The 13,840-nt window shown below is 55.1% G+C and carries 12 protein-coding genes; 7 read left to right on the top strand and 5 right to left on the bottom strand.

All coding sequences use genetic code 11. The features are described 5' to 3' along the window. Positions 1 to 66: 66 nt before the first annotated feature. Both KIH39_RS18680 and KIH39_RS18675 read left to right on the top strand, forming a co-directional pair. A complete protein-coding gene (locus KIH39_RS18680) occupies positions 67 to 1,149 on the top strand; it encodes a sugar kinase (RefSeq protein WP_213494745.1) in 1,083 nt (360 codons plus the stop codon). An 18-nt stretch (positions 1,150 to 1,167) separates the two neighbouring features. Beyond that, the gene (locus KIH39_RS18675; RefSeq protein ID WP_213494744.1) at positions 1,168 to 1,926 is read left to right on the top strand and encodes a heavy-metal-associated domain-containing protein; all 759 of its coding nucleotides are present in this window, start codon (positions 1,168 to 1,170) and stop codon (positions 1,924 to 1,926) included. A gap of 110 nt (positions 1,927 to 2,036) precedes the next feature. On the opposite strand, the gene KIH39_RS18670 is transcribed toward KIH39_RS18675, so the two are convergent. The 5 genes from KIH39_RS18670 to KIH39_RS18650 form a co-directional block, all read right to left on the bottom strand. Further along, positions 2,037 to 3,413, bottom strand: coding sequence for a DUF1501 domain-containing protein (locus tag KIH39_RS18670; protein WP_213494743.1), 1,377 nt, complete (start codon positions 3,411 to 3,413; stop codon positions 2,037 to 2,039). 22 nt (positions 3,414 to 3,435) lie between these two features. Next, on the bottom strand, positions 3,436 to 6,114 hold the full coding sequence (locus KIH39_RS18665; protein WP_213494742.1) for a DUF1553 domain-containing protein: 2,679 nt from the start codon (positions 6,112 to 6,114) through the stop codon (positions 3,436 to 3,438). 53 nt (positions 6,115 to 6,167) lie between these two features. Beyond that, positions 6,168 to 7,457, bottom strand: coding sequence for a DUF1501 domain-containing protein (locus KIH39_RS18660; protein WP_213494741.1), 1,290 nt, complete (start codon positions 7,455 to 7,457; stop codon positions 6,168 to 6,170). Between the two features lie 49 nt (positions 7,458 to 7,506). Further along, positions 7,507 to 9,189 (bottom strand): DUF1549 and DUF1553 domain-containing protein, encoded by a 1,683-nt coding sequence (locus KIH39_RS18655; RefSeq protein ID WP_213494740.1) that lies wholly within the window; start codon positions 9,187 to 9,189, stop codon positions 7,507 to 7,509. A 294-nt stretch (positions 9,190 to 9,483) separates the two neighbouring features. Next, positions 9,484 to 10,659 (bottom strand): HEAT repeat domain-containing protein, encoded by a 1,176-nt coding sequence (locus KIH39_RS18650; protein ID WP_213494739.1) that lies wholly within the window; start codon positions 10,657 to 10,659, stop codon positions 9,484 to 9,486. Between the two features lie 165 nt (positions 10,660 to 10,824). Between KIH39_RS18650 and rpsJ the strand changes: the two genes are divergently transcribed. The 5 genes from rpsJ to rpsS all read left to right on the top strand — a co-directional run bounded on the left by rpsJ (position 10,825) and on the right by rpsS (position 13,804). Beyond that, positions 10,825 to 11,175, top strand: a complete 351-nt coding sequence (rpsJ, locus tag KIH39_RS18645; protein ID WP_213494738.1) for a 30S ribosomal protein S10 — start codon at positions 10,825 to 10,827, stop codon at positions 11,173 to 11,175. Between the two features lie 185 nt (positions 11,176 to 11,360). Beyond that, entirely contained in the window at positions 11,361 to 12,026 is a 666-nt protein-coding gene (rplD, locus tag KIH39_RS18640) for a 50S ribosomal protein L4 (protein WP_213494737.1), read from the top strand. A 6-nt stretch (positions 12,027 to 12,032) separates the two neighbouring features. Beyond that, entirely contained in the window at positions 12,033 to 12,395 is a 363-nt protein-coding gene (rplW, locus tag KIH39_RS18635) for a 50S ribosomal protein L23 (RefSeq protein ID WP_213494736.1), read from the top strand. Positions 12,396 to 12,543: 148 nt separating this feature from the next. After that, positions 12,544 to 13,401, top strand: a complete 858-nt coding sequence (gene rplB / locus KIH39_RS18630) for a 50S ribosomal protein L2 (RefSeq protein ID WP_213494735.1) — start codon at positions 12,544 to 12,546, stop codon at positions 13,399 to 13,401. 118 nt (positions 13,402 to 13,519) lie between these two features. After that, the gene (gene rpsS / locus KIH39_RS18625; RefSeq protein ID WP_213494734.1) at positions 13,520 to 13,804 is read left to right on the top strand and encodes a 30S ribosomal protein S19; all 285 of its coding nucleotides are present in this window, start codon (positions 13,520 to 13,522) and stop codon (positions 13,802 to 13,804) included. Positions 13,805 to 13,840: the final 36 nt, after the last annotated feature.

The raw sequence follows: 13,840 nt of genomic DNA, 5'->3' as shown, positions 1-13,840 counted from the left end.
CCAATCTTCGGCTATAATTTCGCCACGAACGGCTGGTAATCCGTTGGCTGATTTCTCGAGATAACCATGAACTCACTGAATATCCGGACCGATGCTTGCGAACTCGATTTTCTCTCTCTAGGGGCTTTAGTTCACCGGCTCGACCCGGGTCTGATTCCGTTTCGCAAAGCCCGTTCTTTCGATATTCACGTCTCCGGCGGTGAATACAACGTCTCGGCCAATCTGGCCGACTGCTTCGGCCTGAAGACCGGCGTCGCCACCGCCATGGTGAAGTATCCCATCGGCGAACTGGTGCAGGCCCGCGTTCGCGAAGCCGGCGTAACCCCGTTCTACAAATGGTTCGACCATGACGGCGTGCGCGGCCCCAACATCGCCACCGTCTACAGCGACCGCGGTCTCGGCGTTCGAGCGCCGGTCGTCTTCTACAACCGATCCAACGAAGCCGGCTCGTTGCTCAAGCCCGGCGACTTCGACTGGAAAAAGATCTTCGCCAGCGGCGTTCGCTGGTTCCACTCGGGTGGCATTTTCGCGGCCCTTTCGGAGACCACCGCGGAACTGATTATCGAAGGCATGCAGGCCGCCAAGGCCGCCGGGGCGATCGTCTCGTTCGACTTGAATTACCGGGCCAAACTCTGGGCCGCCATCGGAGGCCTGAAAAGAACGCATGAGGTTATGGGCCGAATTGTCGAAAATGTCGATGTGCTGATCGGTAACGAAGAGGATTTGCAAAAAGGTCTTGGGATCACCGGGCCGGATGTCCATGCAACCTCGAAACTCGATCCTGAGGTTTTCTTCAAGTCCATAGACGGCGTGGTTCACAAATACCCTAACATCAAAGGCGTGGCCACCACCCTTCGAGAAGTTCATTCCACCAATCGCCACGAGTGGGCTGCAGTCGTCTGGCTCAATGGGCATCGCTACATCAGTCCGACAACGCACCTGGACGTTCACGACCGCATCGGCGGTGGCGATGGCTTTGCGGCCGGTCTGATCTATGGTTTGATCACGGGCCGTTCGCCCGAGGAAGCCCTGCGGCTCGGCTGGGCTCACGGAGCCTTGCTCACCACTTTCCCCGGCGACGTCACCATGGCGAAACTCGAGGAAGTGGAAGCCTTCGCCAAAGGTGGATCTGCTCGCGTTCAACGCTAATCGGCGTAGAATGACAGTATGATCCGAAAATACCAAACCAATCTGCGTTGTGCCGGATGCGTCTCGACCTTGAAGCCGCATCTCGAAAGTCTGCCCGGGCTAAAAAGTTGGTCGGCAGATGTCGATTCGACCCAGAAAACATTAACTGTCGAAGGGGACGAGAGCGTCCTGGCTCAGGTCCCTGAGCGAGTCAGCGCCGCCGGTTATGCGGTGCTCAAGGAATTACCAACTTCCCTGTCGTTGGGGATGGTTTCCGAAGCCGTCACACCCGTAGCGCCTGCCTTGCCTGAACCGGGAGCAAAGACCTATTTGCCGCTAATTCTCATTCTCGGCTATCTGCTCCTCGGTGTAGCGGCGCTGGAAGTTGCTGCCGGTCACTGGCAGCCGATGCGGGCTATGCGGAATTTCATGGCCGGGTTCTTTCTGGTCTTTTCCTTCTTTAAATTGCTGAATCTGCGAGCGTTCGCCGATGCCTATGCCGGGTACGATATCGTAGCTCATCGAATTTACGCATACGGATTTGTTTATCCGTTCATAGAACTCGGGTTAGGCTTGGCTTACCTGGCCGATACGCCCATAACTCCGGTGAATGTGAATCTGATCACGTTTTTCGTGATGGCGATTAGTCTGGTGGGTGTGCTGCAAACGGTGCTGAATAAAAAGAAGATTCGCTGCGCCTGCCTGGGGACGGTTTTCAATCTACCGATGAGTTACGTGACCATCATCGAAGATGGTCTGATGCTGGCGATGTCTCTGATCATGCTGATTGCCGGCTGATTATTAGCGACTCTCGTTTTATTAGCGACTCGCGTTTTTATTAGCGACGCATCGGAGGGTTTCCGGAGATGCGTTTTGTGCTAACGCATCTAGCGATGCGCCGCTAATAGTCAGGTCATGATGGCTTTCACTACCGTTCCCTTGGTATCGGTCAGTCGCATTTCCCGCCCGGCGTAGCGACAGGTCAATTTCTCGTGGTCCAATCCCAGCAGGGCCAGTATCGTCGCATGCCAATCGTGGATGTGAACTTTTCCTTCGACCGCCTCAAAGCCATAGTCGTCCGTTTTGCCGTAGGTTAAGCCACCTTTGACGCCGCCCCCGGCCATCCACATGCTGTAACCCTTCGAGTTGTGATCCCGGCCATCGTTCCCCTGCGCGGCCGGAGTACGGCCAAACTCGCCGCCCCAGATCACCAGGGTATCTTTCAGTAATCCTCTAGCTTTCAAGTCGGCAATCAAAGCGGCCGCCGGTTGATCGACCGCGTGACAATTCGCCGCCAGATCGTTCTTCAAGTTTCGGTGCTGATCCCAGGCGGGCTTGGTCACTTCCACGAAGCGAACCCCCGCTTCGACCATCTTGCGGGCGATCAGGCACTGTTTGCCGAAGACATTGGTTTCCGCTTCACCGATGCCATAACGCTTCAAGGTTTCCTGTGATTCGTTCTTGGTATCCATCACCTTGGGCAACTCGGCCTGCATGCGAAAACCGAGTTCGTACGATTCAATGAGGCCTTCGATGTTGGGGTTCGGACCCATCTGATCGAGTGCGTTGCGATTTAGCGATTGCAGAAAATCGAGTTGCTGCCGTTGAGCGAAGACCGATTGTTTGGAGTTCTCGATGTTGGCGACTTTGGCGTCCTCGCCGAACTGCCGCGGGCCATTCCCGGCGATCTTCGTACCCTGATAAACGGCCGGCAGAAACGAGGCTCCGTAGTTCGCTGGTCCACCATTGGTAGGCGGTGGAGCAATTGTAATGAATCCAGGCAGATTCTCGTTTTCCGTGCCCAACCCGTACAGCACCCAGGAACCGAGGCTAGGTCTTGGAAACTGGAAGATGCCGCAGTGCATCTGCAAAAATGCCTGCGGGTGATTGGGAATATCGGTATGCATACCGTTGAGTATGCACAGATCGTCGGCCTGCTGGGCGAGATGCGGAAAGAGTTCGGAAATCATCTGCCCGCTCTGTCCGCTTTTTTTGAACTTCCAGGGGGAACCGAGCAGTTTGGCGCCGTTGAAGCGGCCGCGGCTGTAGGGCTTGCCGTCATCGGACTGCAACTTCGGCTTGTAGTCGAAGGTGTCGACGTGCGAAGGACCGCCGTCCATGCAGAGGAAAATCACATGCTTGGCCTTAGGCGTGAAGTGCGGCGACTTCGGGGCGAGAGGATTCTTGTTGTCCTTTGCCGATGCTTGCGCGGCCAGCGCCGAAAAAGCCATATATCCGAAGCCGCTGGCGGTGGTCTGTAATAGCGTCCGTCGATTCAGGAACATCGTCGATTCTCCCGCAAGGCCTCTAGTTTCGCATCAAAAACTCGGCCGAACCCAACATCGCCTGAGAAAAAGCCGCCCAGGTGGTTCGAGCTTTCTTTGACTTCCCGTACTGTTGGATGAATTCCTCGGCCGAGGCCATTTCTTTTTCGTTGGGCAAGCGATTGAACAGCATCAGATAAGCCTGGCGAATCCGATCGCTGTCAGTCGTGCTGGCCGCGAGCAGACGATCCCCCAGAGCTTCCGATTGCCGGATCATGAAAGGACTGTTCATCAGAAAAAGAGCCTGCGCCGGGACGGTCGTGTTCGCCCGTTCGCCGACTACGATGCTCGCATCCGCGGCATCGAACAGTGCTAAGGGCTCCGGCAAATTGTCGCGAATGATCGGCAGATAAATCGAACGGTGGGAATCGTTCTGTCCCTGCACTCCCAAAATTCCCGGTCTCCGAGCGATGGCGAAACCTTCCCCGGCGCGGGCCGTAGGAGAGTCCTGCGGTGGTGCCAGTTGGATTAAACCGCTGGCCGTCAGCATCGCATCCCGGAGTACTTCGGCATCGAGCCGGGCCGGCGTCATCCGCCAGAGCAGCACGTTATCGGGATCGAGGTCGTAATTTTTCGCGTCGAACTTGCTGGACAGTTGATAAGTATGGCTCAACACCAGTTCGCGGATCAGCTTCTTGGTGCTCCAGCCTTCCTTAATGAAGCGCAGGGCCAGGTAATCGAGCAATTCCGGATTACTCGGCGCCTGACCGGTAGCCCCAAAATTATCGGAGGTGGTGACGAGGCCGCGTCCGAAGAGATGCAGCCAGATGCGATTGACATAGACGCGGGCCGTCAGCGGATTATCGGAGGAAGCGATCCAATCGGCCAATTCTTTACGGCCGCTTCCTTTTTGAATGGTCGGCATACTTTTGCTGACAACTTGTAGCACGCCCCGATGGACGACTTCCGCCGGATGTTCCGGTTCACCGCGACTATAAACCGGGCTGTCCACCGTTCGGAATTTTTCGCGAACGCCCATGGCCTGCTTCTTGGGTGTCCCGTCCTTTTCATACATCGCCAGCTTCGCTTCCAGTAGCGCGATTTGCGTTCGAGCCCGGAGAGTGGCCGGCTCGAGCGGGCCCTTGCCGAGATCGGCCCGAAAATCCTTGATTTGCTTCTCTATAGTCTCTCGTTCGCTTTTGCTCAACGGCGGCAAACCGGAGGGAAGATCGACACTCGCGGGGAGTTGAATCAAGGCAGACGGATAACGGGCCTGAATGAGTGTGACAGTTCCGTAGCAGGTTTCCGTGCTGCGGAAAATCCCCGCCAGAGCGTAGTAGTCCTTGCTGGGAATGGGATCGAATTTGTGATCGTGGCAGCGGGCACAGGCCGCGGTAATTCCGAGGAAAGTCTGCGTCACGACGTCAATCTGCTCGTCGACGACATCGAGTTCGAATTGCAGGCGGTTCCTTTCATTCAGCGTTTTGGTGCCAAGGGCCAGAAACCCGGTGGCCACGGTCTTGCGGGCTTTGTCTTTCTCGTCGGTCGCGGGAAGGAGATCGCCCGCGATCTGCTCGCGAATGAACTGATCGTACGGCTTGTCGGCGTTGAAAGCCTCGATCACATAATCCCGATAGCGCCAGGCGAAGGGATAGTTGATATTCACCGATTTGCCGGTCGATTCGGCGTATCGGGCGACATCCAGCCAGTGCCGGGCCCAACGTTCCCCGAAGTGCCGGGAGTTCAACAGCTCATCGACCGTCTTTTCCAGCGTGGCCTGCGGTTTCGACGCATAAGCCTCCAGGAATGCGTTCACCTGCTCCGGCGCGGGCGGCAACCCGGTTAGATCCAGATGCAAGCGGCGAAACAGCGTGGCCGGTTCGGCATCCGCCACCGGCTTCAGCCCCTTGGCTTCCAGCCCGGCCAGTACGAACCGATCTAAATCCTCTTTCGCCCATTGCGAATCCTTGACCTGGGGAGCCGCTGATTTTTTCGGCGGCTGGAAGGACCAGAACTGCCGGCCTTTTTCGATGTCGATTTCCGTTCGGGCAGCTTTCGCTCCCCCATCGCGCGGATCGGGCGCTCCCATTTTCACCCAGGTTTCAAAATCCTGGACCACATCGGGAGAGAGCTTGTTTTTGGGCGGCATTTGCAAATGCTCATCGTTATAGCGAATGGCTTTGATCAGCAGGCTTTTATTCAAATCGCCTGGAACCACGGCCGGGCCGGTATCGCCGCCCTTGCGGGTAGCTTCGCGAGTATCGAGCAGCAAGCCGCCTTTGATTTTCTTGGCGTCCGCCGCATGGCAGGAATAGCACTCGGCAATCAACACCGGCCGAATTTTCTTCTCGAAGAAAGCGACTTGTTCCGCGGAGGGCGGGGTGTCGCTGGCTTTGGTCGAGGACTCCTGCTTAACGCCTTTTTTAGACTGTCCCTTGGCGTTTCCTTGCAGGAATGGGGCTTTGCTGAATTCTTCGAGCGACAGATAACCATCTTTATTGGTATCGAGGCGATCGAAGATCTGTTTTGCCAGAGCGGGATTGTCTTTGACACGAGGGTTGTTTTCGACCAGTTTGCGAAATTCGTCCAGCGAAAGTTTGCCGTCGGAATTACTGTCGATTTTCCTGAAGATCGGCCCGGGATCGCGCGGCTCCTGCGCGATCACCCAACCTGCCAGCAAAAGGGCAGTCATAAAGGCCGTTAATCGCAGTTCGAATCGCATGGTTCGAAACCTCAAAATTCAGAAGCTGTGCTTGTGGCAAACCGTCGAGGGCACTACCCGACGATCTGCTTGATCGGCACCGCCGCTTTATCCACCACGCGAACGGGTCGGCCATTCGGGGTCGTGTTGTCTTTCTTGTAGTTGATTCCCATCAGCGTGCAGACGGTCGACAGAAAATCGACGGCGGAAGTCTTTCCTTCCTCAACTATAGCCCCTTCTTTGTCGGTGCGCCCTATCACTTGACCGCCGGGCACTCCGCCGCCCGCCATCATCAGGCTCCAGGCTTTCGGATAATGGTCTCGACCCGGTTTGGCGCCGCGCGTGTTAATCGCCGGCGTACGACCGAATTCGCCCATCCAGATCACCAGCGTGCTATCGAGAAGTCTCCGTTCCGTGAGATCCTTCAGCAGGGCCGACACGGCCTGATCGACCCGGCCCGAGAGATTTTTGACTTTGTCGAAGTTGTCCTGGTGAGTGTCCCATCCGCCTAAAGTCACCTCGATGAACGGCACACCGATTTCCACCAGACGGCGGGCCATCAGGCAGCCATCGTTAAAAGTGCCGGAACCATATGCGGAGCGAACCGTCGAGGATTCCTTGGAGAGATCGAAGGCTTTGGCTTCCTTCGATTTCATCATCTCGACGGCCCGGTGGTAATTCACCGAGTGATCGATGATGTTGTCTGCCTGATAATTGCCGAAGAACGATTGTTCCATTTCTTCCAGCAACCCGACGCGGCGATCAAATTGCGTTGTGGATACCATCGATTTCAGATCTTCCACCCCTTTATCGGGATTGCCGACGATCAGGGGAGCATATTTCGGCCCGAGGAAACCGGAGCCGAAACTCCGGCCGCCAATCGCAACGTAGTTCGGCAACGGGAATTCTTTCTTGGCCAGTTCCATCGAAGCGATGGCCCCGATACTGGGATAATCGACGCCTCCCTGTCCTTCGCGATAGCCGGTGTGCAGATTGAATTTGGCTCGCGGGTGGGCTCCTTCCGGCGTGCTCATACCGCGAACCAGCGCGGCCTTATTCATCCACTGCGCCAGTTTCGGAAAATGCTCCGAGATTTCGATGCCGCTCGCGGAAGTCTTGATCGGTTTGAAATCGCCCGCTCCCTTGCTGCCCGGTTTCAAATCGAATGTGTCCTTGTGGCTCGGCCCGCCGTCCATCCAAAGCAGAATGCAGGATTTGGCTTTGCCCTTAGTCGGCTTGGACTCGTCGGCTCGGGCGGCCAGGACATTCATCCAGCCCGAGAGCGATGCCCCGAAGACACCGGCCGAGGTCAATTTCAGAAAATCGCGTCGCGATTTGTCGTTCAGATAATTGAGAGGAAACATAGTTGGCCTCGTTACTGTTGTGCGGTAAGCGGTTAAAAACCGGTTGTATTTAGCGAATAAAGGTGAACTCGCTGGAGTTCATCAAAACCCAGAGGATGTCGGAAAACGCTTCGGTGCGGCTGGCGGTTTTCGCAATGAATTCCTTCATCTTTTTCTCTTCGGCCGCCGTCGGCTTCCGGGCGTACGTGGTCATATAAAGCTGTTCGATGCCCTGTTCGACAGTGCTGGAAGCCTTGGCGATTCGGTCGGCAACGGAGCGGGGATTCAGGCGGTTGTTGTTCATCAGTCGCAGGGCCTGGGGAATGCCCGCTTCGTAATCCACCGGCTTCATCGAATCCGAGCCGTTGAAGAACAGCACATAATTATCGCGAAGCGTGTTGGCGTTCACCGGTTTCATCGCGGCCCCCTTGCCCGCCACTCGTTCGTTCTTCAAATCGACTATCTGAGCCAGGGAATCGAAAAGCTGTTCGGGCATCATGACCTTCATGGCCCTGTGGCTGTAGTAATCGCGATCTTTAGTGTTGTTGTCCGTCGGCTTGCTGCTGCGCTGGTAAGCCTGGGTGTTGCAAAGGATCCGAACCATGTGCTTGATGTCGTAGCCGCTGGCCGTGAATTCCTTGGCGACGATATCCAACAGTTCGGGATGCGTCGATTTGTCCTGTTCATCGAGATTATCGACGGGATTGACAATGCCCCGCCCGAAAAATTCCAACCAAAGTCGGTTCACCATAGCCTTGGAGAAGTAGGGATTCTCAGGGGAGGTGAGCCAGCGGGCCAGATACGGTCGGCCCGGATCGTTGGCCGAGATTTTCAGTTCCTTGCCACCTAGAAACTTCGGAGCCACCATCTTGGCGGAATCGGGCAAGGGATTCACCTTATCGTTGCGGCGAACTACCGAAACTTCATTCACATTGACCGGGTTACCGTTCTTGGCCGCCATCTGCGGATTGCCGGTCTGCACCCTCATGAAGAATTGAGCGAGGCCCCAGTAATCTTTCTGGGTCCAATCGGCGAACGGGTGATCGTGGCACTGGGCACACTGAATCTGCAGACCCATAAACACCTTGGAGACATTATCGGTCATCTTGTCCACGGTGCGGTTGGCCAGGAAGTAGACGGCCTCCTTATGTTCTTCTGTATTTCCGCTCACGGTCAACAGGTCGTAAACAGCTTTATTCCAAGGCTTATTCTCGTTGAAGGTGGTCTTCAACCAATCCACCAGAGACTCTTTGGGGACGAACCGGTTGTCGCTCTCGCGAGGATAAAGCAGAGCTTGCCAGACATCTGATTGATGGGTGCCGAACTTGGGACTTTCCAGCAGTTCATTGATTAACTGAGAACGCTTATCGGTTTCTTTGGCATCCACAAACTGGCGAACTCGATCGGCGGTTGGGATGACGCCGGTAATATCCAGCGAAACCCGGCGGATAAAGTCCTCGTCGGAGCAAGTGGGAGAGGCCGTCAGACTCTTTTCCCGCATTTTGGAGTCGATAATTGAGTCGATTTTACCGGCAAAAACGGCAACATCGGAAGGGTTTGCCGAGACAGTGATCATGGCCGCATCGGCCTTGGGGGTGAGTTCCCGGGCTTCAACATTGGCTTTTTTGTTATTGGCCTTCTTGGCTTTCTTGTCCTGTTTGGGGTCCTGGGCGTCCACGGTCGTGGAGCACCAGAGAACGCCGCCCAGGAGTAAGCCGAAAGCCAAGCCGGAGAGTATTTTTCGTGTGTTCATGGGATCGACTCGAAAGCATTTATTGCGGGCTAATGCAGCCTACTTCAAATTAACCCATTAAAGTGGAGAACGTACCGCCGCGGCGTACAAATAATTTGAGTAGGGCCAGCACCAAATTATGAGCAAAAAATGAGGGCGTGCCCGCTGAATAACACATCAGTAGATGCGTTATTCACGGGATTGCTTTGCAAAACAGATGTTACATTGCTTTGCGGACGTGATCGAGGTAGAGCGCTTCTTCCAGGGCGTCGCTAATCGGATACGTCTTTGAAAGCCTGCGGAACTTCAAAAATTCTACTTCTTCCCGACAAACTCCTGCCATTTCTTGAAACTCACAGCCCGGTCGTCCGGATTGCGAAATCCAAATGTTAATGGCGTCAGGTCGGACGGCTTCTCCGGCAGACGTTTATAGGCAAAATCCTTGGGGTTTCGCTTGCTCAGGTAGATCGAGACCCCCAAAGCCACATCCCGAACTTGAATTTCATAATGTCCTTCCTTGGGGACATCGATGCTCGCGCAGACACTTTCATTTTTCAAGAGAGGCTTCAACAACTCCAGGTCTTTCTCGGTGCCGTACTTGGAGAAAGCCTGAAGTGCCCCGGCCAGTTCATCCGCATCCGGATCGGTTTTGGCGAGCAGCTTTTTCAGCTGCGGCACGGCCTCCTTCAAATCGTGCAGCCAGCAGGCTTCCACAATATCCTCGAAGCCGGTTTTATCCTGTCCGTTGGTTTGAGTGTGTTCGAGGGTTTTGTCGAACCAGTAGGCGAAAAGCTTGCGAAATAGTGGAGAATTTTCATTCTTCGAAAAGTACTCTTCCGCATAAGGCCGGCTGAAAAGATAGCCGAGCCGATATTCCGGATCGTCGCCCCGCGTATAGGTGATATCGCGAATTTTTGGATCGCTGTCCAAAAGCATCAGGAGTGCCAATTCGTAAATGCTCGGCGGATTCGGATGCACTTTCAACGGGGCCGATAATCCGCCGGCCCGAAAATCGAATTTGTTGATCCGGCTGATCAATTGAAAGTAAATTCGGGCAGCTTCCTGCGGATTGCTTTCCAATAATTTCAATTGCTCGGCATGCTTAAGCACGATGTCGCTGAAAAAAGCCCGCGCTCCCGGTTCCTTACCGGCGATTTCCTGAAAACGCTTCCAGCCGGGAAGCACGATATTTTTCTTTCCCTCGGTGTCGGCCAGAAATTCCCGAACTTTTTTGTTGAAATCCGCGCCGCGAACCAGAGGCAGCAGTTTTTTGCAGCGTTCGCTGATTTCTTTATCGGGACTGTTGATTCCGGCTTGAATTGCCGGGAGTGCTTCGGACCCCAGATTCAACAACTCCGACTCGGCCTGCTCCCGCTTGCGAAATGACGAATCTCCCAGCTGCTTAACGAGTTGCGCCGCCTGATCGCTACCATTGGCCGTTGTGTAAAATGTGCAAAAGCTGAATATCAAACAGGTTGCGATCGCGTACATCTCGTATCTCCCGATAACTGACATTCACGGTAGCATTGCCGAACTGCGAACGCCAGTCCGTTGCGCTTTTTCCTGATTTTTTTAGGTGCGCTATTGTCCACTAGTCCCGGCGCTCTATCTTACCGTTTCCGATATTTTGAAGCATTTATTGGAATTTGGCTCCAAATGGCTCAGACTTTGAATGAAAGAATCCGCATTCGCATGGAAGGTTACGACCATGAAATGCTGGATCGCACGGCGGCCGAGATAGTGGATACTGCCACACGGACGGGTGCTGATGTCCACGGTCCGATTCCGCTACCGACCCGAATCGAACGATACACGGTTTTGCGATCTCCTCACATCGACCGCAAATCCCGCGAACAGTTTGAAATTCGGACTCACAAGCGGGTCATCGATATCCTCCAGCCTACGGGCAAGACCATTGAAGCTCTGAACAAGGGCCTCAGCCTTCCCCCCGGTGTGGATATCAAGATTCGGGTTATGGCTCAGCAGAACGCTCCAGGCGCTGCTTGAAACTCGGTGTTAGTGTCTTATAATCTTATTCCCCAGTTATAAAGGCAAAGAGGTTTGCCGGGGAAATTTCGACTCGGTGCCTCCAACAGCTCGAGCGAAACGGGTGAATTTCTCCTGCAGAAATTTATCTGGGGGCTCTTGTCGCCACCGTCAGCCTATGCAAAGGGGCTGAAAGGAAAGTGGATATGTCCGAACACGTGGAATTGATTACCGGTGCTATCGAAGTGCCGGTTTATAACCGCCAGGGTCAGTCGGTCGGCACCATCAGTGTCGATGCGAAGGAATTCGGCGGTAAAATCAGCCCCCGACTGCTCCACGAAGCAGTTGTGATGTACCAGGCCAATCTTCGCGAAGGTAATCACCATACGCTCCGCCGCGGCGAAGTGTCCGGTTCGAGCAAAAAAATCTTCCGACAGAAAGGTACGGGCAACGCCCGTGCCGGTACCAAACGCACGAACAAACGACGTGGGGGCGGTACCGCTAAAGGTCCCAAGCCTCGCGATTACGAATATCACCTGCCCAAAAAAGCGATCAAGATCGCTACCCGAATGGCCATCCTGGCCAAACTGCGGGACAAAGAAACCATCGTCATCGACGAACTGAGCATGACGGCCCCGAAGACCAAGGAAATCGCCTCGTTGCTGAAGACCTTGAACGTTACGAAGTGTCTGATCGGGACCAACGGAACCGACACCAACGTCTACAAGTCGGCCCGCAACATCGAAGGCGTGAAAGTTCTGCCGGCAACGGAACTGAATAGCCACGCCGTGCTGGGCAAGAAACACCTGGTGCTGACCAAGGCAGCGCTGGAAGCGCTTCGTCATCCCAAGCCTTTGAAAGCCGGGGAGTAATCGAACATGAACACACGACCAAGACCGAAAAAATATCGGCCAAAGAACAAGAAGCGGAAGATTCCCAAGGCGGGACCGACCGGGGTCGTTCTCGAACCCTATCAGGTTCTGCTGCGACCGCTGGTGACCGAAAAGGGAACTCACCAGAGCACTCGCTATAACGCGTATACCTTCCAGGTAAGCCCGATAGCGACCAAGACGGACATCAAAGGGGCGGTCGAGCAGATGTTCAATGTCCGGGTCACCGGCGTGAACACCCAGATTCGCCACGGCAAGAAGCGACGCTTCAAAACGACCATGGGTCAGCAGCCCGATTGGAAGAAGGCCGTGGTGACGCTCCACGAAGAAGACAAGATTGAGTTCTTCTAAGAGCGATCGACGGCGAGCAGTCTCTGAGTTCAGGACTGCCTGATGAGTTGGATCAAAGATTGAGAAAGTAGTCGGTTAGTGGACAGCGGATCGCTGAAAACTGACGGCTAATTAGCGGAAAGCTAAAGCATTAAGCCAGAGAGGCTATATGGGCATTCGACAATACAAACCGACTTCCGCAGGCCGTCGTGCCGGTTCCGTGAGCGACTTCGCCGAGTGCACAACGCCTCGCGCGAATAAGCCGGAAAAGTCACTGCTCGTCCCGAAGAAGAAGTCCGGTGGCCGAAACAACCAGGGCGTGGTCTGTGTCCGGTTCCGTGGGGGTGGGCACAAGCGGATGTTGCGTTTGATCGACTTCAAGCGCAAGAAAGACGATTCACCCGCCAAGGTGCTTTCGATTGAATACGATCCCAACCGAAGCGCTCGAATCGCTTTGATTCAGTACGAAGACGGAACCAAGAGTTACATCTTGGCCCCGAACGGACTGAAAGCGGATGATACGGTGGCCAGCGGTGAGAGCGTGGAACCCCGATTGGGTAACAGCATGCCGCTGAAGAAGGTTCCGGTCGGCATGACGATTCACAACGTCGAAATGCAGCCGGGTCGAGGCGGCCAGATCTGCCGGACCGCAGGTGGTTCGGCCGTGTTGACTGCTCGCGAAGGCGACTGGGCTCAGGTAACGCTGCCTTCGGGCGAAACCCGCCGTATGCCGTCTTCCTGCCGGGCCACGATCGGATCGCTGTCGAATCCGGATCATATGAATATCTCGCTGGGTAAAGCCGGCCGCAAGCGTTGGTTGGGTCGCAAGCCCCACAACCGCGGCGTGTCGATGAACCCGGTCGATCACCCGATGGGGGGCGGTGAAGGCCGTACCTCCGGGGGTCGAAATCCCTGTTCGCCGACAGCCGTGCTGGCGAAGGGTGGAAAAACGCGTAAGAAGCGCAAACCATCGAACAATGCGATCATCCGACGACGACGTTCGGGACCGCGGTTCGCGGGTTCGTGATTCGAATAAATTTTAGAACGATCCGGCAAGCGCGCTATCGCCGGTCTGTTATGTGGTCGATATCATCTTCTCTTCCCCTTTTTCGGGGTAATAGAAGATTTTGGGGAGGCGGACGGGCATGAGCCGTTCATCGAAAAAAGGACCGTACTTCGATCCTAAGCTTCTGGCGAAGGTGGAGAAGACTGGTAAATCGGGCGCCCGAGCTCCGATCAAGACCTGGTCCCGTGACTGTACGATTTTGCCGGATTTCGTGGGCGTGACCTTCGAAGTTCATAATGGCAAAAACTTCATCAAAGTGTACGTGACCGAAGAAATGGTCGGTCACAAGTTGGGGGAATTTTCTCCGACTCGGGTATTCAAAGGTCACAGTGGTGGGAAGGCCAAGGCTGCCCCAGGCAAATAAGCGAATCTCCTGCTTCGGAAGCGGGATTCGAGGACT

The organism is Telmatocola sphagniphila, assembly GCF_018398935.1.
In the GTDB taxonomy this organism is placed as follows: Bacteria; Planctomycetota; Planctomycetia; order Gemmatales; family Gemmataceae; genus Telmatocola; species Telmatocola sphagniphila.
The sequence above is the reverse complement of the archived record's forward strand: the minus strand, read 5'-3'. Positions and strand labels throughout refer to the sequence as shown.

Coding starts and splice junctions, on each gene's coding strand:
- KIH39_RS18680 (WP_213494745.1), top strand. CDS start 67: ATGAACTCACTGAATATCCGGACCGATGCTTGCGAACTCGATTTTCTC.
- KIH39_RS18675 (WP_213494744.1), top strand. CDS start 1,168: ATGATCCGAAAATACCAAACCAATCTGCGTTGTGCCGGATGCGTCTCG.
- KIH39_RS18670 (WP_213494743.1), bottom strand. CDS start 3,413: ATGTTCCTGAATCGACGGACGCTATTACAGACCACCGCCAGCGGCTTC.
- KIH39_RS18655 (WP_213494740.1), bottom strand. CDS start 9,189: ATGAACACACGAAAAATACTCTCCGGCTTGGCTTTCGGCTTACTCCTG.
- KIH39_RS18650 (WP_213494739.1), bottom strand. CDS start 10,659: ATGTACGCGATCGCAACCTGTTTGATATTCAGCTTTTGCACATTTTAC.
- KIH39_RS18665 (WP_213494742.1), bottom strand. CDS start 6,114: ATGCGATTCGAACTGCGATTAACGGCCTTTATGACTGCCCTTTTGCTG.
- rplD (WP_213494737.1), top strand. CDS start 11,361: ATGTCCGAACACGTGGAATTGATTACCGGTGCTATCGAAGTGCCGGTT.
- KIH39_RS18660 (WP_213494741.1), bottom strand. CDS start 7,457: ATGTTTCCTCTCAATTATCTGAACGACAAATCGCGACGCGATTTTCTG.
- rpsJ (WP_213494738.1), top strand. CDS start 10,825: ATGGCTCAGACTTTGAATGAAAGAATCCGCATTCGCATGGAAGGTTAC.
- rpsS (WP_213494734.1), top strand. CDS start 13,520: ATGAGCCGTTCATCGAAAAAAGGACCGTACTTCGATCCTAAGCTTCTG.
- rplB (WP_213494735.1), top strand. CDS start 12,544: ATGGGCATTCGACAATACAAACCGACTTCCGCAGGCCGTCGTGCCGGT.
- rplW (WP_213494736.1), top strand. CDS start 12,033: ATGAACACACGACCAAGACCGAAAAAATATCGGCCAAAGAACAAGAAG.